Annotated in this window: 21 protein-coding genes; 10 read left to right on the forward strand and 11 right to left on the reverse strand. The window is 67.6% G+C overall.

The window, feature by feature from the left end; all coding sequences use genetic code 11:
• Positions 1-8: 8 nt before the first annotated feature.
• Complete coding sequence (locus tag O7615_RS14860) at positions 9-545, reverse strand: hypothetical protein (RefSeq protein WP_278178163.1); 537 nt, start codon at positions 543-545, stop codon at positions 9-11.
• A gap of 664 nt (positions 546-1209) precedes the next feature.
• Between O7615_RS14860 and O7615_RS14865 the strand changes: the two genes are divergently transcribed.
• Entirely contained in the window at positions 1210-2577 is a 1368-nt protein-coding gene (locus tag O7615_RS14865; protein ID WP_278178164.1) for a hypothetical protein, read from the forward strand.
• A 21-nt stretch (positions 2578-2598) separates the two neighbouring features.
• Here O7615_RS14865 and O7615_RS14870 read toward each other — a convergent pair whose 3' ends face one another.
• Positions 2599-3873 carry an IS701 family transposase gene (locus O7615_RS14870; RefSeq protein ID WP_278182106.1) on the reverse strand — a complete coding sequence of 425 codons (1275 nt, stop codon included), beginning with the start codon at positions 3871-3873 and terminating at the stop codon, positions 2599-2601.
• 147 nt (positions 3874-4020) lie between these two features.
• The gene (locus tag O7615_RS14875; RefSeq protein WP_278178166.1) at positions 4021-4890 is read right to left on the reverse strand and encodes an aminoglycoside phosphotransferase family protein; all 870 of its coding nucleotides are present in this window, start codon (positions 4888-4890) and stop codon (positions 4021-4023) included.
• Positions 4891-5491: 601 nt separating this feature from the next.
• Between O7615_RS14875 and fxlM the strand changes: the two genes are divergently transcribed.
• From fxlM to O7615_RS14920, 9 genes are all read left to right on the forward strand, one after another.
• The gene (gene fxlM, locus O7615_RS14880) at positions 5492-6700 is read left to right on the forward strand and encodes a methyltransferase, FxLD system (protein WP_278178168.1); all 1209 of its coding nucleotides are present in this window, start codon (positions 5492-5494) and stop codon (positions 6698-6700) included.
• 79 nt (positions 6701-6779) lie between these two features.
• Positions 6780-6989, forward strand: coding sequence for an FxLD family lanthipeptide (locus O7615_RS14885; protein WP_278178169.1), 210 nt, complete (start codon positions 6780-6782; stop codon positions 6987-6989).
• A 168-nt stretch (positions 6990-7157) separates the two neighbouring features.
• Positions 7158-10175 (forward strand): lantibiotic dehydratase, encoded by a 3018-nt coding sequence (locus tag O7615_RS14890; protein ID WP_278178170.1) that lies wholly within the window; start codon positions 7158-7160, stop codon positions 10173-10175.
• Positions 10172-11401: a lanthionine synthetase C family protein gene (locus O7615_RS14895; protein ID WP_278178171.1), complete on the forward strand. Its 1230-nt coding sequence runs from the start codon at positions 10172-10174 to the stop codon at positions 11399-11401. The genes O7615_RS14890 and O7615_RS14895 overlap by 4 nt, the downstream gene beginning before the upstream one ends.
• 17 nt (positions 11402-11418) lie before the next feature.
• On the forward strand, positions 11419-12240 hold the full coding sequence (locus O7615_RS14900; RefSeq protein WP_278178172.1) for a thiopeptide-type bacteriocin biosynthesis protein: 822 nt from the start codon (positions 11419-11421) through the stop codon (positions 12238-12240).
• Positions 12237-13295: a hypothetical protein gene (locus tag O7615_RS14905; protein ID WP_278178173.1), complete on the forward strand. Its 1059-nt coding sequence runs from the start codon at positions 12237-12239 to the stop codon at positions 13293-13295. Before O7615_RS14900 ends, O7615_RS14905 begins: the two co-directional genes overlap by 4 nt.
• Before the next feature lie 238 nt (positions 13296-13533).
• Positions 13534-13809, forward strand: a complete 276-nt coding sequence (locus O7615_RS14910; protein ID WP_278178174.1) for a hypothetical protein — start codon at positions 13534-13536, stop codon at positions 13807-13809.
• An 18-nt stretch (positions 13810-13827) separates the two neighbouring features.
• Positions 13828-14259, forward strand: a complete 432-nt coding sequence (locus O7615_RS14915; protein WP_278178175.1) for an HAD hydrolase-like protein — start codon at positions 13828-13830, stop codon at positions 14257-14259.
• A 607-nt stretch (positions 14260-14866) separates the two neighbouring features.
• Positions 14867-15118: a hypothetical protein gene (locus O7615_RS14920; RefSeq protein ID WP_278178176.1), complete on the forward strand. Its 252-nt coding sequence runs from the start codon at positions 14867-14869 to the stop codon at positions 15116-15118.
• A gap of 431 nt (positions 15119-15549) precedes the next feature.
• Here the strand turns inward: O7615_RS14920 and O7615_RS14925 are convergent, their stop codons facing one another.
• The 8 genes from O7615_RS14925 to ribD all read right to left on the reverse strand — a co-directional run bounded on the left by O7615_RS14925 (position 15550) and on the right by ribD (position 23165).
• Positions 15550-16203 carry a hypothetical protein gene (locus O7615_RS14925; RefSeq protein ID WP_278178178.1) on the reverse strand — a complete coding sequence of 218 codons (654 nt, stop codon included), beginning with the start codon at positions 16201-16203 and terminating at the stop codon, positions 15550-15552.
• Between the two features lie 84 nt (positions 16204-16287).
• The gene (locus tag O7615_RS14930; protein ID WP_278178179.1) at positions 16288-17166 is read right to left on the reverse strand and encodes a hypothetical protein; all 879 of its coding nucleotides are present in this window, start codon (positions 17164-17166) and stop codon (positions 16288-16290) included.
• Positions 17157-18059 (reverse strand): hypothetical protein, encoded by a 903-nt coding sequence (locus O7615_RS14935; RefSeq protein WP_278178180.1) that lies wholly within the window; start codon positions 18057-18059, stop codon positions 17157-17159. Before O7615_RS14935 ends, O7615_RS14930 begins: the two co-directional genes overlap by 10 nt.
• A gap of 577 nt (positions 18060-18636) precedes the next feature.
• The gene (locus O7615_RS14940) at positions 18637-19095 is read right to left on the reverse strand and encodes a DUF296 domain-containing protein (RefSeq protein ID WP_278178184.1); all 459 of its coding nucleotides are present in this window, start codon (positions 19093-19095) and stop codon (positions 18637-18639) included.
• Positions 19088-20173 carry an asparaginase gene (locus O7615_RS14945; RefSeq protein ID WP_278178186.1) on the reverse strand — a complete coding sequence of 362 codons (1086 nt, stop codon included), beginning with the start codon at positions 20171-20173 and terminating at the stop codon, positions 19088-19090. The genes O7615_RS14940 and O7615_RS14945 overlap by 8 nt, the downstream gene beginning before the upstream one ends.
• A gap of 47 nt (positions 20174-20220) precedes the next feature.
• Positions 20221-21786 (reverse strand): XRE family transcriptional regulator, encoded by a 1566-nt coding sequence (locus tag O7615_RS14950; protein ID WP_278178188.1) that lies wholly within the window; start codon positions 21784-21786, stop codon positions 20221-20223.
• A gap of 188 nt (positions 21787-21974) precedes the next feature.
• On the reverse strand, positions 21975-22199 hold the full coding sequence (locus tag O7615_RS14955; RefSeq protein WP_278178189.1) for a hypothetical protein: 225 nt from the start codon (positions 22197-22199) through the stop codon (positions 21975-21977).
• 93 nt (positions 22200-22292) lie between these two features.
• Positions 22293-23165, reverse strand: a complete 873-nt coding sequence (ribD, locus tag O7615_RS14960) for a bifunctional diaminohydroxyphosphoribosylaminopyrimidine deaminase/5-amino-6-(5-phosphoribosylamino)uracil reductase RibD (RefSeq protein ID WP_278178190.1) — start codon at positions 23163-23165, stop codon at positions 22293-22295.
• Positions 23166-23273: the final 108 nt, after the last annotated feature.

Below are 23273 nucleotides of genomic sequence, written 5' to 3' on the forward strand. Positions count from 1 at the left end.
ACCCCAGACTACCGATGATGAACGATGATCTCCCGCGTCGGTGGATCCGCCATCAACGACTCGCCCAAGCGCAGCAGCTCCCGATGCTGGCGAAGCCGCACGTACCCCTGCGGCGGGTGAAAGCCGCCCACCTCCCTACGAATCCGGTCGAGCACGATTCCCGGGTACTCGCGCACACGCAGGATCGGAATGGCGTAGGCGCGATCGAGATCTCGGACGTACTCCAGGACCGACGCGCCATTGCCGGGGCGAGCGCCTTCTGCGATGGCCGCGATGCGATCAGGGGAGTCAACCACGGCCGGGGCGAGATCAATGACGGCCGCCAGACGTGACTCTGGAGCGTTCAGATACACGAACCACTGAACAGCCCGCCCGTCCAGGAAACGCCGCCGGAACTCGTGTGTCTTCAGCCTTGCCCAGATGAGGTCGTAATACTCGGCATGCAGGGCCATCAGTACGGGCTCAGCCTGATCGGGGGCCATGATCGGGTCGTCTGGGCCGAACAAGGTCGGCTGGGCCGGGGTGCGAAAGTCGATGGGTCTCACCGGACCCATCCTGCCGGTCCTCGCCGGCAGATGCGGTACCTGCTTGCATCGACGTGGTCGTGTCCTTGCTAGCCAACCGTCTGAGATCGTCCGCGTCTGGCCGTGACTCGGGCGCCGGGCCGATGCGGGGCCGAGCACAGTGAGCGGCTCCGTGAAGCCAAACGCGTTGCGATGGACTGAGCGTGAGCTCTCGCGCGACGACCGGCGACGCGGCCTCGGGCGGGCCTGCCCGCGACCCGATACGGCGACCGTGGAACCCGTCGTCAAGCTTTATGAATCGCTTCGCAGGGCGACGGCAGTGGATGCCGTAACTGTCCGCGAGTCGTTGCACCTTGGGAATACCGACTTGTGGTTCGACTTCGAGCGCCGACTTGTGGTCCGACCCGACCGTCACCTGCCCCGACGGTCGGCCCAGCGGAGCAGAGCTTCGACGTGATGTCCGGTGCGACTACCCCTTCGACTGCACGTGCATGAAGCACTTCGGAAGGCACCTGCCATGATCAGGGCGCCGCCTGGCGGACGGTGCGGTCGCTGTCGTGCAGAGGCTTAGATCGGTGAGGACCCATCATCCCACGTGTGTCCGCTACCACAGACGGCTGCGGAGTGGGATGCTGCTCAGACAGCTCCGAGTTACCTCCAGTCCGGCCCGCTGAGGGGAGAATCGGTGCCTCGGCATCCAGAGACGCTGATCACGCCCAACGCGCTGCTGCTCGAAGCGCGTCAGCGCATGCCGTCGCCCCGACGTCGAAGGCAGTGCATGTCCCGGTCCGAGCTGGCCGATGCCGTCAACGAGACGCTCGACCAGCTCTATCCGGAGCGGAACCTCACCGCCCACTACGTCAACGACCGGTGGATAGGAAAGCTGGAGCGCGGGGAGCACCGTTGGCCCAGCGAGGAGCGCCGCGCCGCCCTGCGGCGTGTCCTGTCGGCTGCTTCCGACGCTGACCTCGACCTGTACAGCCCTCGCCGCACCGACGGTTTGAGGCCCGATTTTGATCAGTTTGCGGGCGCATGGCTCGGCAATCGGCCGAAAGACCTGGTGCAGCTGGCGGGACCGTGGGTGTCGGGCTTGCAGGCACCGAAGAGGATTGAGTGGCCTCACGTCGAGGCGCTGCAACGCAGCATCGCCTTGTTCGAGGAGTGGGATCATCAGCACGGTGGTGGACTCGCCCGTGCGGCGATGGCCGGCCAGCTCGAATGGGCCTGTCAAGTCGCTCGTCAGGCGTTGGCCGTCGAGTCGGTTCGTCGGGCCTGGCTTTCGACGGCAGCCCGACTTGGCGACCTTGCCGGATGGGCGTGCTTCGACGCGGGCGATGACCCTGGGACCGCTCAGCGGTATCTAGTTACTGCGATCCAGCTTGCCCGCGAGGCCGGGGACGTGCAGCAGTGCGCCCACGTGGGAACTACCCTTATCAGGCATTTGGCCTACCATGGACGAGTTTCTGACGCTTTTCAGTTAATCGACCTCGTTCGGTCGAGCTGGCGTGATCTCCCTCCGCTTGGACGTGCTGCGGTCCGGATCGTGGAGGCCCGCGCCCACGCGCGGAATCATGATGGGCCGGCGTGCGTTCGAGCGGTTGGCCAGTGTGATGACGAGTTCGCGGTCAGCCGGCCGGACGGGGCAGAAGATCCGGTGTGGGGCTACTACGCCGATGCAGGTCAGATTCTCGGGGATGCCGGACATGCCCTATTCGATATTGCCGTGAAAAGTGATGATCGTGGCCGGATTACAGAAACGATCGATCGATTGCGATCGGCGTACTCCTTTCATCCGGTGGAGATTGCCAGGTCGCGGGCACTCACTATGATCCGGATTGCCGGCCTGCAGATGCGCGGCGCCAATCTGGGTGGCGCGTTGGAGTCGATACGGGTAGGCCTAGCGGATGCCGAGGGCGTTCAGTCCGCCAGACTGCGCGACGACCTTCGAGCCCTTGATTCCATCCTCGCAGGCGCCGAACCGGAGCCAGAGCTTGCGGATGGGCTGGCGGCAGCGCGGGCACGCGTAGCGGCGGCAGTGAGTTTGCAGTTCTAGTACGGCAGCCGCCGTTCGGGACTATGGCTGGTGTTCGAGGTTGAGGCGTCGGGTGTAGTGGGCTTGGCGGGCTCGGGCTTGATGGCGGCGGCGCCAGTCTGACCAGCGCAGACGGTGGGTGAGGTCGCGGATCGGGCGGAGTACGAGGGTGTTGATCAGTCGGCGGGTCTCGTTGACGGTCAGCTTGATCAGCCCTGTGTCGGTGGAGTCGTCGTCGGCGTCGGCGGCGCAGATCGCCAGGACGGCGAGGGCGGCCAGGGCGAGGGTGGTGAAGCGGTGCCAGGAGTCCCAGCGGCGGACCTGGTGCTGGTCGAGGCCGACCTGGCCCTTGGCGGCCTGGAAGCTTTCCTCGACCGTCCAGCGGATGCCCGCGACCCGCACGAGTCGGGCAAGGGTGGCTTGTTGCGGGGTCCAGCAGCGGTAGAAGGCCAGCTCGCCGGTGGTGGTGTTGCGGCGGATCAGGAGGCTGTGGTGGCCGCCGTCGTCGGGGTCGGCATCGGTGCAGACGTCGTTGAGCCAGGCCCAGTCGTAGAAACGCGGGCCCTTGGATCCGGCGCCTGCGCTGCGGCGCTGCCACGCCGAGGCCGGTAGGTCGACGGCGACCCGATCAGCCCGCACCCGGGTCTTGCCACCGTCGAGAGGGACCAGGTGGCTGCGGGACACGGCCAGGACATAGCCCAGGCGGTGTTCGCGCAGGTGAGTGCGGAAGACGCTGCTGTTGCCGTAGGCCTCGTCCGCAGCCGCCCACCCGACGGGAACGCCGGCGTCGACCGCAGCGGTGATCATGTCGGCGGCCAGCTCGGACTTCGTGGCGAAGACAACCTCGTCGGGAACCCCAGCGGCCTGGCATCTGTCCCGGTCATCGGTCCACGACACCGGCAGGTAGACCCGGCGGTCGATCAGCGTGTGCCCATGCCGGCTGGCATAGCCGCAGAACACCCCTACCTGCGCGTTCTCGATCCTGCCGGCAGTGCCGGTGTACTGGCGTTGCACCCCGACCGAATGCGTGCCCTTCTTCAGGTCCCCGGTCTCGTCGACAACCAGCACGCCGTCCGAGTCACCGAACCGGGCCACGACCACGTCGCGCAGATCGTCGCGGACAGCGTCGGCGTCCCACACCGCCCGATACAACAACCTCTGCATCGCGTCCGGCCGGGCATGCCCGGCCCGCTCCGCCAACTGCCAGCACGTCTTGACCTCAATGTCGGCCAGCAGCCCACTCACGAACGCCGTAGCCGTGCGCCGCGGCTCGACCCGCCCGAACCGTCCCGCGAACGCATCACACACCCCGGCCAGAACCTGCCGCCACCGGGCAGGGTTTACGCTGTGGCACGCGGCCACCGCCAGATCCGAAGTTATGTCCACAGCAGACAGACGATCACGCGGTGGCCGCACCTCGCCTACCAGACCCCACCAGCGACATCTCAAACGGCGGCTGCCGTACTAGTAGCCGGTCCAGCCGGCAGGTGCGCTCCCGTCTCGCAACGTGTCGATGCGATGCCTCAGTTGACGCTGCCGCTGCGCATCGCCGCGCGCGGACTGAGCCAGCCAAAGAGTCATCCTGAGCATGCGAATCAGCCGCAGTGTTGGCCACGATGGGCTGCGGCGAACGTCGTACCCGTACGTCTCGACGAATTCGCGATACTCCTGCTCGGAGAACCATCCGCACTCGAAATAGAGGGCGGTAAGGGTGAGGTCCCATTCCGGGGGTCCGATACACACCGTCTCTAGATCCACGAATGCTGGTCGCCCGTCGCCTGCGACCAGAAGATTCTCCATATGTGCATCGCCGTGCAGTACAGCCTCACCGAGCGCGAACTCCGCCACGTCCCACCGCGTCGAGAGGTCATCGCGAAGCTGGCGCAGGAGGACACTGTCAGCCTTATCAAGGTCGACTCCAGCTTCTAACCGCTCATCGAACTTGTCGAACGGTGACAGGCGGGGCAGCAGATTCGTCGGCAGGGGAACTGAATGAAGTTGCCGCAAGCACTCGGCGAGCGTGACCAGGTCGGCCGGCCGGCTTTCGGTAAGGTACTCCCACAGGGACACTACGTGCTGTCCGATGGTGATCGGCTCCTGTCGTACGGGCCGAACGACAGGCAGCTGCTGCTCCGCCAGCCAAGCGGCGATGTCGATCTCACGCCGCGGATCGCCTCCGCTGGTCCGTGTCGGTACCACTCTCGCCAGCACTCCAGCGGTTGGCAGGAGGATCACGCCGTTCTCGCCGACTCGAACCGCTACGGCACCATGAGCCGAGACGCCAGCCTCGGCAGCCGCTGCGACCACGACATCGATTGCGTCTTCCGCGCGCACCCCATCATTCTCCCTCGGCGCGCCGCGCTGCCTCGTCGGCCTCTCGATCGCCGTTGTCGCCTGGCGTCGCTCGCTGTACGACGAGCCGCGACCACGCCGCTGCCGACAGCGTCCCACCGAGCTGCTACGTATGTCGTCATCGTCATGTCTTCTACGCCGGGTCGAGGTAGAGACTGCCTGCATGGAGCCCTGAGCCTCGACGCCCCGTTTGGCCAGTTCAGAACCAGGTCGGACCGAAGGTCGGTACGCAAGGTCGGACCGTAGGTCGGTGTTCCCCGGATCGGCGCGGTCTGTAATTGTTGACTATGCAGCTGGTTACGGAGCTACGCACTGGCGAGGTTGGGTTTGCTACCCGGGCTGGATCATTGCCCGGCCGCAGGCACGCCAATCACGAAGCGGCAGGAGGGCGGGGCGGTGGTCCTGACTGTGCACACGTTCACGCCCGATGGCAGGAACTCCCGAACATCGCTTTCCCTGGCGGCTCCTCTGCCCGCCCGGGGCCTTCGCCCGTTTGCCGCTGGCCTGTCGATCGTGGCATCAGCCTGGCCAAGGCCGGGCCATCGTCGTGGAGCGCGAACCGGCTAGTCATCGAAGGAATGCTATGAGTCTGAAGATCGAGGATCCTGCCGTCTTGCGCGCGGCTATGGTGGCCGCGCTGCGCGACGAAGGGCTGATCACTTCCGACCGTGTGGCTGCTGCCATGAACACCGTTCCCCGTCAGGCGTTCGCGCCAGGCGAGCCGCTGGCCAGGGTATACGAGACGCACACGACGCTGGCGCCGAAGATCGGCGCCGATGGTCGTCAGACCAGCGTGGTGTCCGCGTCGCACATCCAGGCGATCCAGCTCGAACAGGCCGCTATCGAGCCTGGCATGAACGTGTTGGAAGTCGGCTCGGGTGGCTACAACGCCGCCTTGCTCACGGAACTCGTCGGCCCAGGCGGGTCGGTGACGACGGTCGACATCGACGCCGACATCGTGGCTCGTGCCCGGTCAGGGCTGCGCACCGCGGGCTATGACCGGGTCAACGTGGTCTTGGCCGACGCGGAGTACGGTGCGCCAGCGTTCGCCCCGTTCGACCGGATCATCGCGACGGTGGGTGCGTTCGACATTCCTCCGGCCTGGCTGGACCAGCTCACCGCGCCCGGCCGGATCGTCGTTCCGCTGCGCTTCGCCGCGATCACCCGGCTGATCGCCTTCGACCGCACCCTGGACAGCCCGGTGCTGACTGCCAGTAACTACCGGCTCGGCTCGTTCGTGGCGATGCAGGGCGCCGGCGCAGCGAGTGAGCAGATGGTTGCCATCAGCCCGGACATCGCGTTGCGTCTGGATCCGCAGAGCACGGCCACGTTCCATGTGTCGGCCCTGCGCAGGGCGCTGCATGGCACGGCGATCGAACGTTGGTCAGGTACCCCGTTCGATATGCCGGATGAGCTGGAGCTCTTCTTGTTGAGCAGCGGTGTCGACGTGCCGATGTTGCATGCCGCGCAGCGTGCCGTCGACCAGGGTGTCGTCAACCGCACGGTTCGGCTCGGTACCCCCGCGATCATCCGTGGCGGTAGCCTCGCCTACCGGATTAAGCGTGAGAACGGCGAGATGGTCAGCGGCTACGAGACCGGTGTCGTCGCGCACGGACCGGATGCGGAGCTGGTCGCCGACGAGCTTCTGGGGTTGATCCGCGAGTGGGCGGGCCACCACTACCGGCGCGGCGCTGCCCGCATCAGCTACCACCCGGGTACCGCCGATGCCAGCAACGTGACCGGATGGCATGCGACGAAGCGGCACGGAAGCCTCGCCGTCAGCTGGTCCTGAAACTCCCGACGCCTCACCCGACTCGGCGAACTCGAGACAGGCGTCGGAAGATCCCCACCCCCAACCCTCGGAGGTTGCCATGACCGTCCAACTTGCCACACCGCTGCGACCGGCCATCGACGTCCGGCCCGACGCGGACCGGATCCCCGACGACTTCGACCTCGACATCACGGACGACTTCGACCTCGACATCACGTTCGTCGAGGCCGGGGGCACCGTCGAGCACATCATCAAGATGACCGAGGACAACTGCGGCAGCACCTGCGAATCCGCCTGCACCAGCTGTTGAGAAACCGCCTGCCGCCCGGCACAGCGGCAGGGCTCGCAGGGTGAGGCCGCCGGACAGCCGACCCACCGCAGCCGTTAAGCGACGTGGATGCCCGGCCCAGGACGTGATTGCCGCGCCCCGGGCCGGACACCCCACCCTCGTTTCGACGAGTAAACCAGGGAGAGCAGGGTGTTTCGGGGCATCGATGACGCGTTGGTGGTGCGGGCGGCCGTGTGCCGACCCGACCACCTCGGTCCGTGGCCGGATCTGAGCCACCCCGACGCTGTCGCAGGTTGGCGGCCGTGGCTGCGCCGGGCGCTGGAGGTTCCCGGCTTCGGGGTGGCGCTCGCACACGCCTCTCCAGAGCTGGCCGCCCGCATCACAGCCGCACTTGACGGAAACCTATCGCAGGCGGACAACCGCCGCGTGGTCCTCGCGGTGATGCGGTACCTGCTGCGCGCCACGACCCGCCCGACGCCGTACGGACTGTTCGCGGGCACCGCCCCGGCCGTCGCCGCCCGGACCGGCTCCGCCCGAGTAGGCGTCGGTCATCGCCTCGCCGCGCGGATCCCGGCGGCGTGGCTGTCCGCGGTGCTCGACCGTATCGAGGCCGACCCGCGGGTTAGGCCGCTTCTGCTGGTGCGCGTCAACAACCTGCTGGTCGAGCGGGGCACGCAGTTCGTGCTGGAGCACCGCGCCAGCCAGGCTCCCCGTGGTGCGCCGCTGCACGTCCGGGTGCGCGCGACCATGGTGGTCCGGGCCGCGCTGGCCCTGGCTGCCGAACCGATCCGCTGGGGCGATCTCACCGATAAACTCGCCGCCGAACACCGTGCCCCGCCGGGCGCAGCGGACCGGCTGATCGGCCAGCTTGTGTCCCAGAGGCTGTTGGTGAGCAGCCTGCGCCCACCGTCGACAGCCACCGACCCGCTCACCCACCTGATCAACCAGCTGGAGCGTCTCGACGCCGATGGCACCGCGGTGGGTGAGGTACTGACGCCGTTGCGGCAGGTCCGGGAGAAGAAGATCCGCCACGACGGCACGCCGGATGGGGCCGTCGCTGCGGTTCACCGCCGTGACCTCGACACGACTGCCGCAGGCGTCGTCGCGGGAGCCCCGCCGGTCGGGGTCGACCTGCGAGTGGACTGCGAGCTGGTGCTTCCGCGTACGGTGACGGCCGAGGCATGCCGGGCCGCCACCGCGCTGGCGCGTCTCGCCCGGCCCACGACGGTCGAGTGGACGCAGTGGCATGCGCGGTTCCTGGACCGGTACGGCCTGCACGCGCTCGTGCCGGTCCGTGACGCGGTTGATGCCGATGTCGGAATCGGCTACCCGGCCGGCTTCACCGGCGCCGCGCCGGCAGCGCCGGCCGCGGTCACCGACCGCGACCGCGCCCTGCTGGCCCTCGCCCAGCGCGCCGCGCTGCATCGCGAGCGGGAGATCAACCTGACCGATGGGCTACTGGGAGCCCTGGCGGGGCGCGCACCGGTCGACGTGTCGCCATCGGCCGAGCTGACCGTACGCGTGCATGCCCGCACGGTGGAGGCGGTCGCCGACGGGGACTTCATGCTGTCGGTGGTGCGCGCCGGTGGGCCTGCCTTCGGTACCGCCGGCCGGGTCCTGGACATGTTCGACGAATCCGAGTTCCAGCGGCTGGCCGCCCGCGTCGCCGCCGTCCAGGCCCGGGCAGGTGACGTACTGCTGGCTCAACTGTCGGCGCCGACCCGCTACACCGTGAGCCTGGACGTCGCCCGCGCCCGCCGGCTGTTGCCCTACGTGATCCCGGTCGGCGAGTACCACGAGACCGCGCCCGACGTGATCGGTGTGGATGACATCGCCGTCACCGCCGACGCTCACCGTCTCTACCTGGTCTCGATCTCTCGTCAGCGGGCGCTCCTGCCGATGCTCGTCAACGCGGTCGAGCGGAATCGGCACGCGCTGCCGATCGTGCGGTTCCTCGCCGAGGCGCCCACCGCCCTGGCGACTGCGTGTGCGCCGTTTGACTGGGGTCCGGCTGCCCGGGATCTACCGTTCCTCCCTGCGGTGCGTCACGGCCGGACGCTGCTGAGCCGGGCCCGCTGGCTGTTGCCTGTCACTGACCTGCCCCCGCCCATCGTCGGCGGGAAGGAGTGGGATGACGCTCTGGCCCGCTGGCTCCAGGCCACCGGCTGCCCACCGGAGGTCTCCCTCGGTTTCGGCGATCAAACTCTCGGCCTCGACCTCGGCGAACCCGCCCACCGAACGCTGTTGCGCGACCACCTGCGCCGCACCGGCACCGGCGTGCTGCGCGCGGCACCGGGCGGCAGCGACTGGATCGGCGGGCACCCGCACGAGATCGTCATTCCCCTGGTCGCCACCACACCGCCGCCACCGCCACCGCGGCTCACCCACCAGGTGATCGACGTGCGCGAACACGGCACCCTGCCCGGCGATCCCGACCACCGGTACCTGAAGGTGTATGCCCGACCGGACCAGCAGACCTGCATCCTCACCGACCACCTGCCCGGCCTGCTCGGTCACCTTGCGCCCGAGGGCAGCTGGTGGTTCCAACGCTTCATCGACCCGCAGCCGCACCTGCGGTTGCGCCTGCGAGGGCTGCCCGTGGAGACGATTACCGCATGGTCCCGGCAGCTCGTCGACGCCGATCTGACCCGCCGCATCCAATGGGACACCGACTTCCCCGAACCCGGACGCTTCGGCGGCCCGGCCGCCTACCACACCACCGTCGGCGTTTTCGCCGCAGACTCCTCCGCCGCGCTCGCCCAACTGTCCGTCACCAGTCACCGACATGCACCGCACTGGCGAGCCCTGACCGCCGCCAGTATGGTCGACCTCGCGACAGCGGTCATCGGCGACCCGTACCAGGCCATGTACTGGCTCATCATGCACGCCCGAGCGCACCGACCCGCGCCCGAGCGGGCCGTCTACGACCAGGCCGTCCGCCTCGCCAACCCCCACGACCACCACGCGGTGGCCGCCCTGCCCGACGGGAAACGGCTGCTGGCGTGCTGGCAGCAGCGACGCCAGATCGCGGCCGCCTGGCGTGACACCCTTCCCGACCACAGCACCACCGAACCGGCCGACCTGCTGCCCGACCTGCTGCACCTGCACCACGTGCGTATCGCCGGCCCTGACCTGGACAGCGAACGGGCTTGTCTGCATCTGGCCCGCGCCGCCGCACTGTCGTGGACGACAAGGAGCCCATCGTGACAATCCTGTCCGCCAGCCCTGACGTCTTGGACGTGGTCGCCGCGACCGCCGCCACGCTCACCGATCCCATGGTCGTCGAAGGCTCACCCGACGGACGAACCCGACCGCAGTCCCTGGCCGGCGGTGCCGCCGGCATCGCTCTGCTGCACGTCGAACGCGCGCTGACCGGGCGCGGCAACTCGGCGACCGCGCACGCCTGGCTCCGTGCCGCGGCCAGCGAGCCGGTCAGCGCCGGCCCCAACGCCGACCTGTTTAACGGCGCCCCCACGCTGGCCTTCCTGCTACACACCGCGCGTCCACTCGGCCGCTACCAGCAGGCCCTCACCACGCTCGACGACGCCACCATCGCCATCACCCGAGATCGGCTGGCCGCTGCACACGCCCGCATAGACCGCCGCGACCCGCTGACGATGCGGGAGTTCGACCTTGTCCACGGCCTCACCGGACTCGGCGTCTACCACCTGCAGGCCCACCCCGACCACCAGATCACCCACGACGTGCTGGCCTACCTGGCCTGCATCACCGACCCGCTCGATGCCAACGCCCTGCAGCCGCCCTGGTGGCTACCCTCCGGGCTCGGCGGCACACGGCACCCGGACTTCCCCCACGGGCACGGCAACCTCGGTGTCGCTCACGGCATCAGCGCCGTCCTCGCCGTCCTCGCCCTCGCCCTCCTGCGCGGCCACACCACACCACGCCTGCACGGGGCGCTCACCGCCCTCTGCGCGTGGACCGACCAGCACCGCCAGGACAACGATCCCACCGGAACCTGGTGGCCCGGCTACGTCACCACCGAACCCACCGCACCACGACGGCACCGACCCTCCTGGTGCTACGGCACCGCCGGCACCGCCCGCGCCCAACAACTCGCCGGCCTCGCCCTCGGCGACAGCAACCGCCAGCGGCACGCGGAGAATGCGATGCTTGCTGTCCTGCGCGACCCGATCGAACGGGCCCGGCTGCCCGAGATCGGACTCTGCCACGGCAAAGCCGGCCTGCTCCAGGCCGCCTGCCGCATGGCCGCCGCCAGCACCAACCCACAGTGGGCCAGCGACATCGCCGCCGAGCTGCCCGGCCTGGCCGCCGACCTTGCCACCCATCTCACCAATGATCAGCCGACCGAGCCGGAACTGCTCAACGGCACCGCCGGGGCCGCACTCGCCCTGCACACCACCGCCACCGGCACCCCCGCAACATGCTGGGACGCCTTTCTCGCCCTTGCCTGACCCTGGAGGTGATCGCGATGCGATCCACCTGGAGCCAGCTCACCATTGCCTTCCCGGATCCCCGCACCGCCGCCGACGTCGCCCGCGGGCGTCTCGCGCCGGTCCTTGCCGAGGCCGAAGCCCGGCGGCTGATCACCGCGTGGTTCTTCGTCCGCAAGGGCCTGTGGCGACTGCGATACCTCCCCACCGTTGCCGCGTCGGCAGCTGACGCCTTCCTTCACGACCGGTTGGCGCTGCTGAACCACGCCGGCCACCTCGCCGCGGTCATCCCCGGCATCTACGAGCCGGAAATCCACGCCTTCGGCGGCACCGCCGCCATGGACACGGCACATCAGCTCTGGCACCACGACAGCCGCCACCTCCTCACCGCCGGAAACGGCGGACAGCCGGCCCGCTCCCGCGAGGCGTCGCTCATTCTGTGCACGGCGATGATGCGCGCCGCCGCCCTCGACCGCTACGAACAAGGCGACGTCTGGGCCCGCGTCGCCGACCACCGTGACCCACCCGACCCGGCCCTCATCGAGGGCCTGCAAGGCCCGGTGCACCGGCTCCTGACCGTCGACCTGGCGAGCCTCACCCCGGCCACCGCACCCCTGGCTCCCGCCCCTGCCTGGATCGACGCCTACACCACCGCCGGCGCCACACTCGACCGCCTCAATCAGACCGGACAACTGCGCCGCGGCCTACGCGAGATCCTCACCCACCACGTGATCTTCGCCTGGAACCGGCGAGGCGTCCCCGGCCGCCAGCAAGCCGCCTTCGCCACCACCGCCAAGACCCTCATCTTCGGACCCGACCCCGCCACCACGGTCCTCGCCTCGATCGGCATCCCCCGGTGAACCCCGCCACCATCCGCCGATTCCCACTGGTCGCCCGGCCCCGGCCCGCCTGCACACCCCTGCCCCAACGGGTCACCGGCCTTCAGCAACGCGCCGGACGCGCCCACGACACCGGCGACGTGGCCGCAGCCACCGCCGTGTTCAACCTCGCCGCCCTGCTGGCATCCGACTGCGGAGTTCCCGATCTCGCCCGCACGTGGTGCCATCGGCTCGCCCGCACGGCCCTGCGCACCGACCGCGACCCGCGACACGGCCTCGAACCCGTCGTCAACCTCGCCCGCCTCCACATCCGCGCCGGCAACGGCGCCGCCGCCTGGACGCTGCTGCACACCCTGTTCCACGCCATCGACACCCGCACCGACACGATCATCGACGGCCTCACCATCCCCGCCTCCCACATCGCCGCCGACCCCTCCGCCCATCACAGAACCCGCGCCTGGCTCTGGACGGTCCTGCTCGGCACCGGCGCCCACGCTCTGGCCGTCGACGGACGATGGGACCACGCGATCCAGCGACTCACCCACTACAACGGCATCGGCAACCGCATGCTCGACGGCCGACAACTCACCGTCATCGCCCACGCCATCGCCGGCCGTCGCCATCACGCCCGCGCGACAGTGGATGCCACCCAACCCGGCGAAACATGGGAAAACGCCGTCACCGCATGCCTGTCCCTGCTCCTGGCCGACGACACTCCACCCGACCGCCGTACCGTCGACATCGCCGCCTACCTTGACCGCAGTTCCCAAGAGAACGGCCTTGCCCTCTTCCACACCCGGCTCGGCCTGACCCTCCTCGACGCCCTCGGCCCCCGCCTCCCCCAGGCCCACCAGATCGCGGCCGGCCTGATCGCGTACGCCGCCCGCGACGGGTACGCCGCCCGCGACATCCTCACCCACCGCGCCTGCCTGAGCGCGGCGAGCCAGCAGCAGACCCACCAGCTCGCGACCCTCGTCGAGACGTGCGGCCTCGACACCGGAACCGTCCCCGAACCGCAGCTCAATCAGCTCCTCGCGGTCCTCGACACTGCCGAGTTGACCATCGCCCGACCATGACTCACGAACCACTCGACGAGACGTCGAGCCCGCGGCAAGGGCCGTCCTCGCTCGATGTCGACGCAGTCACCGCCATCCTGACCACCGTTGACGTCGATGTTCCTAAGCCCGAGGATCTTGCAGTTGTCGAATGCGGCCCAGGGCGGTCCCTCCGCCTCGCGCCGAAGCCGGTCTGCTCGTTCCTCCCTCGCGGTCAAGGTCCGTAGGGTGAGTCCTCGACCGCGATGAAGGAGCCCAAGTGATCAGATCAGTGGTTTTCGACGTCGGGGAGACGCTGCTGGACGACACCCGAGAGTTCCAGGCCTGGGCAGACTGGCTGGACGTGCCACGGCACACCTTGTCGGCTCTCGTGGGGATCGTCGTCACGCAGGGCCGCAGCAACGCCGACGCCTTCCAGTACCTCCGACCTGGCATCGACCTTGCTGTCGAGCGCGAGCGACGCGACGCGGCCGGCCACGGCGAGAGGATCGACGACGCTGACCTGTACCCGGATGTTCGGCCAGCCCCTGGCTGAACTGCGTGGACGTAGGATGTGGGTTGGCGTGGCCGGCAACCAGACCGTCCGGGCGGCAACCTTCTCCGCGCCCTGGAACTTCCGGTCGACGCCGTTGCCACGTCAGGGGAGTGGGGCGTCGCGAAACCGGATCCACGGTTCTTCGCCCGGGTCATCGAGTTCGCGCCGAGTGAGCCGGGCGAGATCCTCTATGTTGGGGACCATCGTGACTACGACGTTCGAGCTGCCCAAGCCGCAGGTCTACGAGCGGCACTGATCAAACGCGGCCCCTGGGGACACCTCTGGGCCAACGATCCCGCACTCGTCGACCACGGCGTGGTGGTGTTGGAGTCGTTGGCGCACCTGGCCCACATCGTCCCCTGCCGAACTAGCCCGCTGCACCCGATACCCACCGTGCGTACTCATGCAACTGGCTGTTGGCTGAGACTCGAGGACGTAGCGCGGCAATGACGTGGCGTACGTGCGGATGAACACGGGTGTGCTCCGGCGCGACTCGTCTCGCCGTCAGGAGAGCGTCGAACGCTCGCTCCCCGGAGCCGGTCTGCACGTGCGCTCGGGCAAGATCGATGTGCAAGTGGGACAGCGCTCATTGGGCACAGACTTCGGCGGCATCCAGTGCTCGGCGGCGCGGAGGGCGGGCCGCAGTGCTCGCTGGCCTCACTCGCCGGCCGTCCAACATAGACCCCGGTTGACTTCCAGCGCCACCAGGTATGGGCTCCCTGGTTCCGACCCATTGGCACTTGGCCCTACACTGTGTTACCGCCGCTCTCTCGGAAGGAACCAGCGCGTGCCGACCGACCCGATCGTCCTATATGCGACGCTCCATGCCGTTGGTGCTGCGGCACTCTCGGGGGTGGATGGACCCGCTGTTTCTCGTATCGCCCAGATTGCGACCCGCGAGTGGACCCGGGCGAGCCGCCAAATGCAGATCGGCACGGTGAAGACTCTGACAGCGTGTCTCTGGTGGGGTGCCTCAGCGTTATCGACCACTCCGGGTGAGGCTTTGACCTCGCCCCGAACGTCGGAACTCCTGGCTGAACTGGACAGACTCAGTCCCATGACACCCGATGCGAATAATGTGCTCGGCGCTCTGGCCGGCGCGGAGGATATTTCGCAGGCGGACCGCCTCCTGGCCGGCCTTCTTAAAGCGGACGGGGAAATGGATCTCTCCCGGCTGGTGGCCGGCATGTTCGAGGCCGTGGTGATCATGGTGAGGCACGCGTCCGCGAAGCACGGGGACAACACCGTCGGCGCGCTCTGCGTCGACCTCGGGCAGATGACAGTGGCCGTGGGCGAGTATCTATCCTGAACAGTCCTGGCGCCCCGCGCGGCCGACCGGCCGGCTACCTGCCGGAGACCTCCCGGCCGCACCCGCCGCACGTAGGACGGAACTGAGGCGGCCCACTGTCTTCAGCCGTGAACCGTCGGCCAGACGCGTGCTCGCTGGGCACCCGGACGGTGTCCATGATCGACCCTCCACCTCGACGCGTCGCCCGGAGCGTCCGGCACACCCGCCCGCGTTGCCGAACGCCGGCACGTCGGCTGCCGAAAGTCGACCCTCGCCGTCGATTCCGGCGATCCCGATTCGACTGGTGTCCGCGCTGATGACATCCGCTGCGGCTCGCTCTAGCAGCCTTCGTCCCCGCTCGGGCTGGGCATTGTGGAAGAAAAGCTCTCCACGTACATACTGGGACGTCGCGATGATCGCAGGGGCGCCGGTTGCGTGGGCTGTGCTGGTCATCATGGTGAATGATTGCGCGCCGAGATGTCGTGGTAGCCGAACTTGTCGGCGAGCGCGTCTGCCGCCCGGTACACCTGAGTCAATAGCGCCGCGGCGTGTATGCGTCGCGCTCCGATCCATACGAGCTGGGCGCGGTGCAGTTCATCGAGCAGGGCGGGAACGACGGCCGCTATCTGGTGGTAGTGCGAGGTCAGACGTAGTCGTACCACGCTATCCACGGCGGCGCCCAGGTCAGCTTCGGTACGGATCGGGCCATCCGGAGGAACGTCGAACGCGTCGAGGCAGGCACGCAGCGCGGACAAGTCGAGGCCAGCGGCGGGGCCGCGTGCCACGCTCCGTGGACCTGGCACAGTGCCACCCGAATCAGTGCGTCGCGGGTTGTAGAGGCCGAGGTCGGTGTCGTCGGCGGCGTTCAGGACGTGTCGTAGGGCGGCGCGGCGCTCGGGGCTGGGCCAGCGGTGTTCGCCGCGTTCCAGCTTGCCGATCCATCGGCGGTCGACGTAGAGGGCATCGAGCTTCCGGCGGGGATGGAGCTGGTGGAGCGCATCGTTGACGGCGTCGGCCAGTTCGGCCCGGGACATGCACTGTCCGGCCCGCCGCGGCGATGGGATCCGTGTACGTGCCGCGGCGACCAGCACGTTCGGGATGATCACCGTCTCGGGGTGGCGAGGCACCAACGCCCTCCTTACACGGAACTGCGCCCTGACGCGTGGGCCCCCAGCCTACGTGGCAGCGCCTTACCCATTGCGGACAACGCTCCCGCTTCGATTAAAAGTCTGCCGCACGTCCCCAGCCATGTGGGGGAAGTCGCAGTAGACGACCGTGGCGTCGTCGTGGATTTTTCCCCGCGGCCACCGCATACCATGAGGGTCGCTGTTTTCGGCATCGCGAACCCGTCGGAGCAAGGCTGGGCCGCCGGAGTTGGCCACCAGATCTGCTATCTCGTGCCAGGTTAAAATACCGAACCTGTCTACGGGCCTGCTTGCGCCGTCGCTGAGCAGTAGGAGTGATTCGACTCGTTCCCTGTCGACTTCTCCAGTGAGTGCTTCAGATGCGGCCTGAGGGTCTGCGGCAGCGACCCAGAATCCGCCTGGACGGTTTCGGTGCGCACGAAGGGTCTCGACGTAAGCGCGACGGGCGTCATCGTGGGCGGGGGTCCCAGCGGGAATCGAATCCATGACGCGGCGGTGGAGGCGTCCGGTTTCCGCCTCCCGCCCATCACTGACGACGCGCTGCTTGCCCAGTTCGTTGATGACGAGCACCGAGTCCGCAAGCACTAGATACCGAAGGAGGGGTCCGCGGACATCGACCATAACTACCGTGGATGACGGCGTGCCCGGATGATTGACATCGCACGTCGTGTCGTGGGATGCGGAGACTAGGCCGATAACATCAGCCAAGATTTGCGCGAGGCTGAGCGCGGAGTCATGTGCCAGTCGCGCGAGAAGCTCGCTGCCAAGACGGCGTACATACCAGGTAACTCCATGGATGCAGCCACCATTATCGACCCCGGAAAGTCCTGCGCCGTCGAGTAAGACGACAGCGTTCGCCGTCGCTGCGGCGAAATCCTCGTTGATATGGCCGAGGGCGGGTTCGGTTGTGATCGTTACGCGCATGACGTTAAAACTCCCTCATGCCCGTACAGCGGGGTTATCCGCTCCACTTGCACCGGCTCTCCTGTGTATGGATCGAATTGAGTGCCCACGAGCATCGAGAAGCAGCGATCCCCGGCCTTCCGACATAGCTCGTGAAGGGTGGTAGTTATGAATTGGACAACGCCGAGAGAACCCTGCGGGTGTACGCCGGTAAACATTATGAGTGTTCCTTTGCCGTCGAGGCGAGGAAGGCGACCGAAATAGGCAACGTCCCAATGGCGCTCTGGCCTCTCGTCCAAGCCTGAGCGGTAAACAAGACCAGTGCCTTTGTCGCGGAGCGTCCAAACACCGTCCGGCGCGAGCTCGAATCGCAGTAGTGGGTCCTGGTCAAGCACGGCGGCAGTTCGTCGAGAGAGCCTGGGCCCGCAGATGACGATTAGGTTTGGCCGATTGAGATCTATTTCGCCGCCAATCGGCACATTCTCGAATCGCGTGCCGAGGCCGAGCATCGTTGCGAACTCCCCGAGACGCTGAGCACCAACGACATCCTCCAGCGCTACGACTGGCCGGGCGCGGATTGCCTCTTGCTTCAACGGGGTGACTACGGTGACCGAACCGTTGCCGAGGAAGGCCGAAGCTGCGTCGCCATCGATCCTGTCATCAGGTGCGGCCGAATCGCCGTAGGTTGCGACCTCAGTCGTGCGGCGTGGGTTGTAGAGGCCGAGGTCGGTGTCGTCGGCGGCGTTCAGGACGTGTCGTAGGGCGGCGCGGCGCTCGGGGCTGGGCCAGCGGTGTTCGCCGCGTTCCAGCTTGCCGATCCATCGGCGGTCGACGTAGAGGGCATCGAGCTTCCGGCGGGGATGGAGCTGGTGGAGCGCATCGTTGACGGCGTCGGCCAGTTCGGCCCGGGACATGCACTGTCCGGCCCTCCGCGGCGATGGGATCCGTGTACGTGCTGCGGTCACCAGCGTGTTCGGGATGATTGCCGTTTCGGGGTGGCGAGGCACCGACGCCCTCCTTACACGGTACTGCGACCTGCCATGCGGGCTCCCAGCCTACGGGGTAGTGCTACCTGGCGCGGACAACGCTTCCTGAGACACAGGGTCAGCTCCAGCCGGGTGACACCATGACCGTCCCGCCTACCGTCGTGTCGACAGGTCGGCGCGGGCTAGGAGTCGGATCCGACCGGCAGCCGGAAGAAGATCCTTCAGATAAAGAGATCGTGTGACTCCCGGTGGTGTCCTGCTGAAGCAGGTTACGTAGCTCGCGCACTTCGCCTGCGGATGGGACTCGGCTCGTCAGTGCCGCGAGTAGTTTCTCGCGCTCGGGCGGTGATCAGGCCAGCGCGCAAGTGGTCGCTGAGGCTGGTCCCAGCTACCGTAAGTCCCTACACCGTTACTCGGAAATGCTCGCTTTGCATAGCCATACGACTGGTCGTTGGCCGAGACCCGAGGACGTAGCGCAGCAATGACGTGGCCGACCTCGGGATTGTTAGCCGAAATGTAGCTGCGGCACGTCGTATAGATTCACGTTCGTTAGCCGACGCATGGGTGGCGAATCGACCTCGATGATGAGCATCTCTGTGAGGAACTGGACAGTGGCGTCCAGGAGGTGGCTGGTATGGGCGACGGCGCTGTGTTCCTTGAGCCCGGCGGTGAGATGGATGTGCGGGAAAATTCTCTGGTTGGTGTCGTCCCACGCGATGGTGCCGCCACCGAGTGCTTCGACGTTGGTCAGGTCGACGTGCGTCCACACGGGGGCGTCGGGGTTGCCTAGGCGCTGGCAGGTTCCGACGATCTTGGCTGCGGAGAGGCCAGCGATGAACATGGGGATGTAGCCCTGCTTGATGTCGTGGGCGCGGCAGGCGTCGGTGAGGGCGGTGAAGAAGTCGTCGCCGTGGTCGAAGACCACACCGATCATCCGTCCTGGTGTCAGGTCGTGGCTACGCATGCGCGGTCTGGTGTCTCCGTTCGTCGCCGATCGGGGTCGGTGTCGGCCAGGGCCAGGAGGCAGGGCCATCGAGGTTGCCCGCAACGGCGAACGCGGGAGCGATGTCCTGTGGCTTGGTCTGCGCGGCGAGGAGCGCGCGGAGCAGGATGCGGGCTTTGTAGGGGTGCAGCCAGCCGGCGGGGATGAGCCCGCGGGTGAGGAGGTCGCGTTCGGAGCCGGGAAAGCCGTAGGTGCGGGTGAGCGTCGGGCCGGCCGGGGTGCGGGAGGCGAGGACAACGGGGATCCGTGCGGCAAGGGTGGTGAGGGGCTGGACGAGGGGTTCCGGTACGTGGCCGACGCCGAATCCGGCGACGACGAGGCCGTCGCAGTGGGGGCCGATGGTGTCGAGGAGGGTGGGGTCGTCGTCGAGGCTGACGGTGTGGAGGCCAACGCGTGCCTTTTCGTTCTGGCTCGGGGTGGGGATGGTGAGCCGGTGCGGCACGCGGGTCAGCAGCTGTACGGCGCCTTCCATGATGTAGCCGATGGGGCCCGTGTCCGGCGAGCGGAAGGTGGCGCCGTTGGTGGAGTGGGTCTTGGCGGCCCAGCGGGCGGCATGGATCTCGTCAGCGAGGACGACGAGACAGCCTTGGTCGCGGGCGGCCGGGGAGGCAGCGGTCTGAATGGCGGCGAGGATGTTGGCGGGGCCGTCGGCGCCGGCCATGGTGGGGTTACGCATGGCGCCGGTGACGACTACGGGTTCGGGTCGCTGGTGGAGCAGGTCGAGTAGGTATGCGGTTTCCTCGATCGTGTCGGTGCCCTGGGCGACGACAACTCCGGTCGCGCCCTCGGCGAGTTCTCGCGTCGCCGCGCTGGCGAGCGCCGTAACGTCGGCGAACGTGAGGGACGCTCCAGGGCGGCGGCGGAAGTCCACCACCTCGATGTCGATTCCAGCCGAGGCCAGCCCTGGTACGGCGTCAACCAAGTCGTGTGCCGACAGGGTGGGACTGACGCCTTCGCCAGCGCCGCTGGTCATGGCGATCGTGCCGCCCAGGCCGAACACCACCACCCTCAGCGCAGGTGTTGTCGGAGTGGGGGACACGGGCGGGTCCTTTCGGCGGTCGCGGCTCGTGGTCGGGCTGGAGCCTATTACGGCAGGGTGCCGATGAAGCGGCATGCCTGGTCGACGCCGTCGAGGGAGAGGAGACGGCTGCGGGGCTCGGCGAGGCCGGCGAAGCCGTACTGGCCGAGGTCGGCGCAGCGGCTTTGCAGCCAGTGCCAGTCGAGGGCGAGGTAGTCGGCCAGGTGGCGGAGCCGTCCGGCGGGCGTGTCGTCGGCGGTCACGGAGTGGGCGTGCACGTCGCCGAGGGCGTCGCGGTAGGTGGCGATGGTGTTGCGGTGGTCGGTGACGTCGACATGCCAGACGTCGTCGGCGCGAATCCAGGTGGCGATGACGGCGCGCTGGTTGTCCATGACGAGTCCGGGCAGCGTGGCGTACTTAGGGTCGTCCGTGACCGCAGTGCGGATGCCGAAAGATTCCATCAAGGCCAAGGCAAGTAGCAGCAGGATGCGTTCAGAGATGGATGACGCGGCGACTGTCTGCGAAGGAACGCAAAACATCCTGGTCATCGGCTTCGTGATGCTGCGGAACCGATCGGCGGTCTCGCGCAGGTAGCGCAACTTGTGGCGAAACAGCAGCCAGGTGCTGGCTTCCTCCCCGCGTTGCTCGCGCGTCCAGTAGACGGGCACGCCGGATAGGACGTGGTAGTGGCGGCGGATGTGGTCGGCGCAGAATGCCGATCCGATCCACAGCTGTGAGACCGAATCCAAGTCTTCGGCGATGTCTTGGCTGGCCGCAGATCTAGCCATGTCCCGGTAGGGGGAGGCGGCGGCGCGGGCGGCGTCCAACCTTGCGTCGTCTAGAAGTAGCGACAGGTCGAGGTTCGCCACCGCCCACAGGACCGCGGCGGTGATCGCGTCGAGCTGGTACACGCGGGGGATGAGCAGCCGTGCGTCCCTACCGGCTTCAACCAGGTGCCGGTACGCCCGCCGTGAGTCCAGCGCGAAGACACCGACACGCTCGGGTCCGTCGACATACCCAAGAATGAGCCGCCGCTGAACCGATCGGCGCCATCTCTGTTCCATGTCGGCGAGGGCGATCGTGGCGAGGACACGGCCGTCATCGACCGCCGGGTACAACTCCACGTCGATCGCCGTACCGGGAAAGTGCTGTCCTTGCGGGGCCGAGATCGTTCGGCACAAGGAAGGGTCACTGGTCAGCAACTGGCGTCCAGACGCCGAGATGCCGAGCTGCAGCAGGTCTCCGGCGGGAAGCAGGTTTGGCCCTAGCCCGTACCGAGGCGCTAGACCGTGATCATCGGAATCCAACCCCATGCCACCCGAATCAGTGCGTCGCGGGTTGTAGAGGCCGAGGTCGGTGTCGTCGGCGGCGTTCAGGACGTGTCGTAGGGCGGCGCGGCGCTCGGGGCTGGGCCAGCGGTGTTCGCCGCGTTCCAGCTTGCCGATCCATCGGCGGTCGACGTAGAGGGCATCGAGCTTCCGGCGGGGATGGAGCTGGTGGAGCGCATCGTTGACGGCGTCGGCCAGTTCGGCCCGGGACATGCACTGTCCGGCCCGCCGCGGCGATGGGATCCGTGTACGTGCCGCGGCGACCAGCACGTTCGGGATGATCACCGTCTCGGGGTGGCGAGGCACCAACGCCCTCCTTACACGGAACTGCGCCCTGACGCGTGGGCACATCACAGCCTACGGGGTATTGCTTACCCAGCGCCGACAACGCTCCCGGCTGCGAGGAGCCGGTGTGCGCTGCCGACGTACTGCTGGGGTTGGCCCGCGGACCATTTCGGGCCCGTCGGGCCCGGTCGGGTCCACGTTCACGGCGGTTAGTTTGTCTCGGCCGTGCGTCGCGGGCTACTGAGGCCGAGTTCGATGTCGGTGGCGGCTCCTAAGACGTGTCGCAGGGCGGTGCGGAGCTCAGAGCCCGGCCACCGGTACTCGCCTCGTTCCAGCTTGTCGACCCATCGGTTATCGACGTACGGGACGTCGCCGGGGGCGTCCAGCTGGCGGAGGAAGAGGTTGACGGCATCGGCCAGTTCGGCCCGGGACATGTGGTTTCCCGGCCGTTGTGGCGAAGCCTGACGTTTCCGTGCCGCCGTGAGTGCAAAGTTCGACGTGATCGTCTGTTCGTGTTGATAAGACATCTACATCTCCTCTCGTTGGTGTTGCCGGAAATGAAGCGTCATCCAGTCCCATCCGGGCCATACGGCGACTAGCTCGAAACTAGCCGTCGCATCGGTCGGGACTCGGACGTTTCGTCGCACCGCAATGATGATCTCGTCGACGGCGTGCAAGTCGTCGCGAATCGCATCGGCGTATCCGTGTCCCGCAAGCAGAACGCTGCGGGCGCCTCCCGAATAGGCCGCTGTTAGCCACGGTACGAGGCCGGTGTCGAAATCGGCGTTCGCCGGAAGCCTAAAGTGGGCCGCCGAGTGCCCTCCGGGAATGCCCTCGTCCGGTACCTTGTTCACTGCGATCACGTCAGCGCTGGCGCGTAGGTAGCGTACGAGTTGTGCGGTCATGGCGTCGTCTTGGCCGTCATCCAGGGCGTAGGCCCAGATCACGTATGGCCGACGGCGTAGCGTCGCAGTGAGCCAGGGCCCGAGAACTGCGAGCGTCTCGTCGCGTAGCACGTCGGTCTCGACATCGATGCCCGCTGCGGTGAGCATCGCGGCGCCCCCGTCACCTCGTGATGTCGGATCGATAAGGCTGATGACAACTCTGGTGATTTCGGCGTCGATCAGGGCTTGTCGACAGGCCGGGGTAACGCCGACGTGGTTGCACGGCTCCAGGGTGACCACGGCAGTACCACCGCGTGCCGCCGGTCCTGCATCGGAGAGGGCACGCACCTCTGCGTGGGCTTCTCCTTTGCGGCGGTGGTAACCACGACCCACGATGGCTCCTCGGCTGTTCAAGACGACACAGCCGACGGGTGGATTTGGGCCTGTCGTTCCGAAGCCGCAGGCGGACAGCGCGATGGCATGTCGCATCGCGGTCAGCTCGACGTCTGACGCCATCAGGCAGCACCCCCCGAATAGCCTAGGCCCTCAAGGAAAGGTTGTACATCGGCGAGACCGCGATGAGCATCGACTGCTGCGCCGACCTGCACGAGCTGGTGTAGAACG

This window comes from Micromonospora sp. WMMD1082 (assembly GCF_029626175.1).
Taxonomy (GTDB): Bacteria; Actinomycetota; Actinomycetes; order Mycobacteriales; family Micromonosporaceae; genus Micromonospora.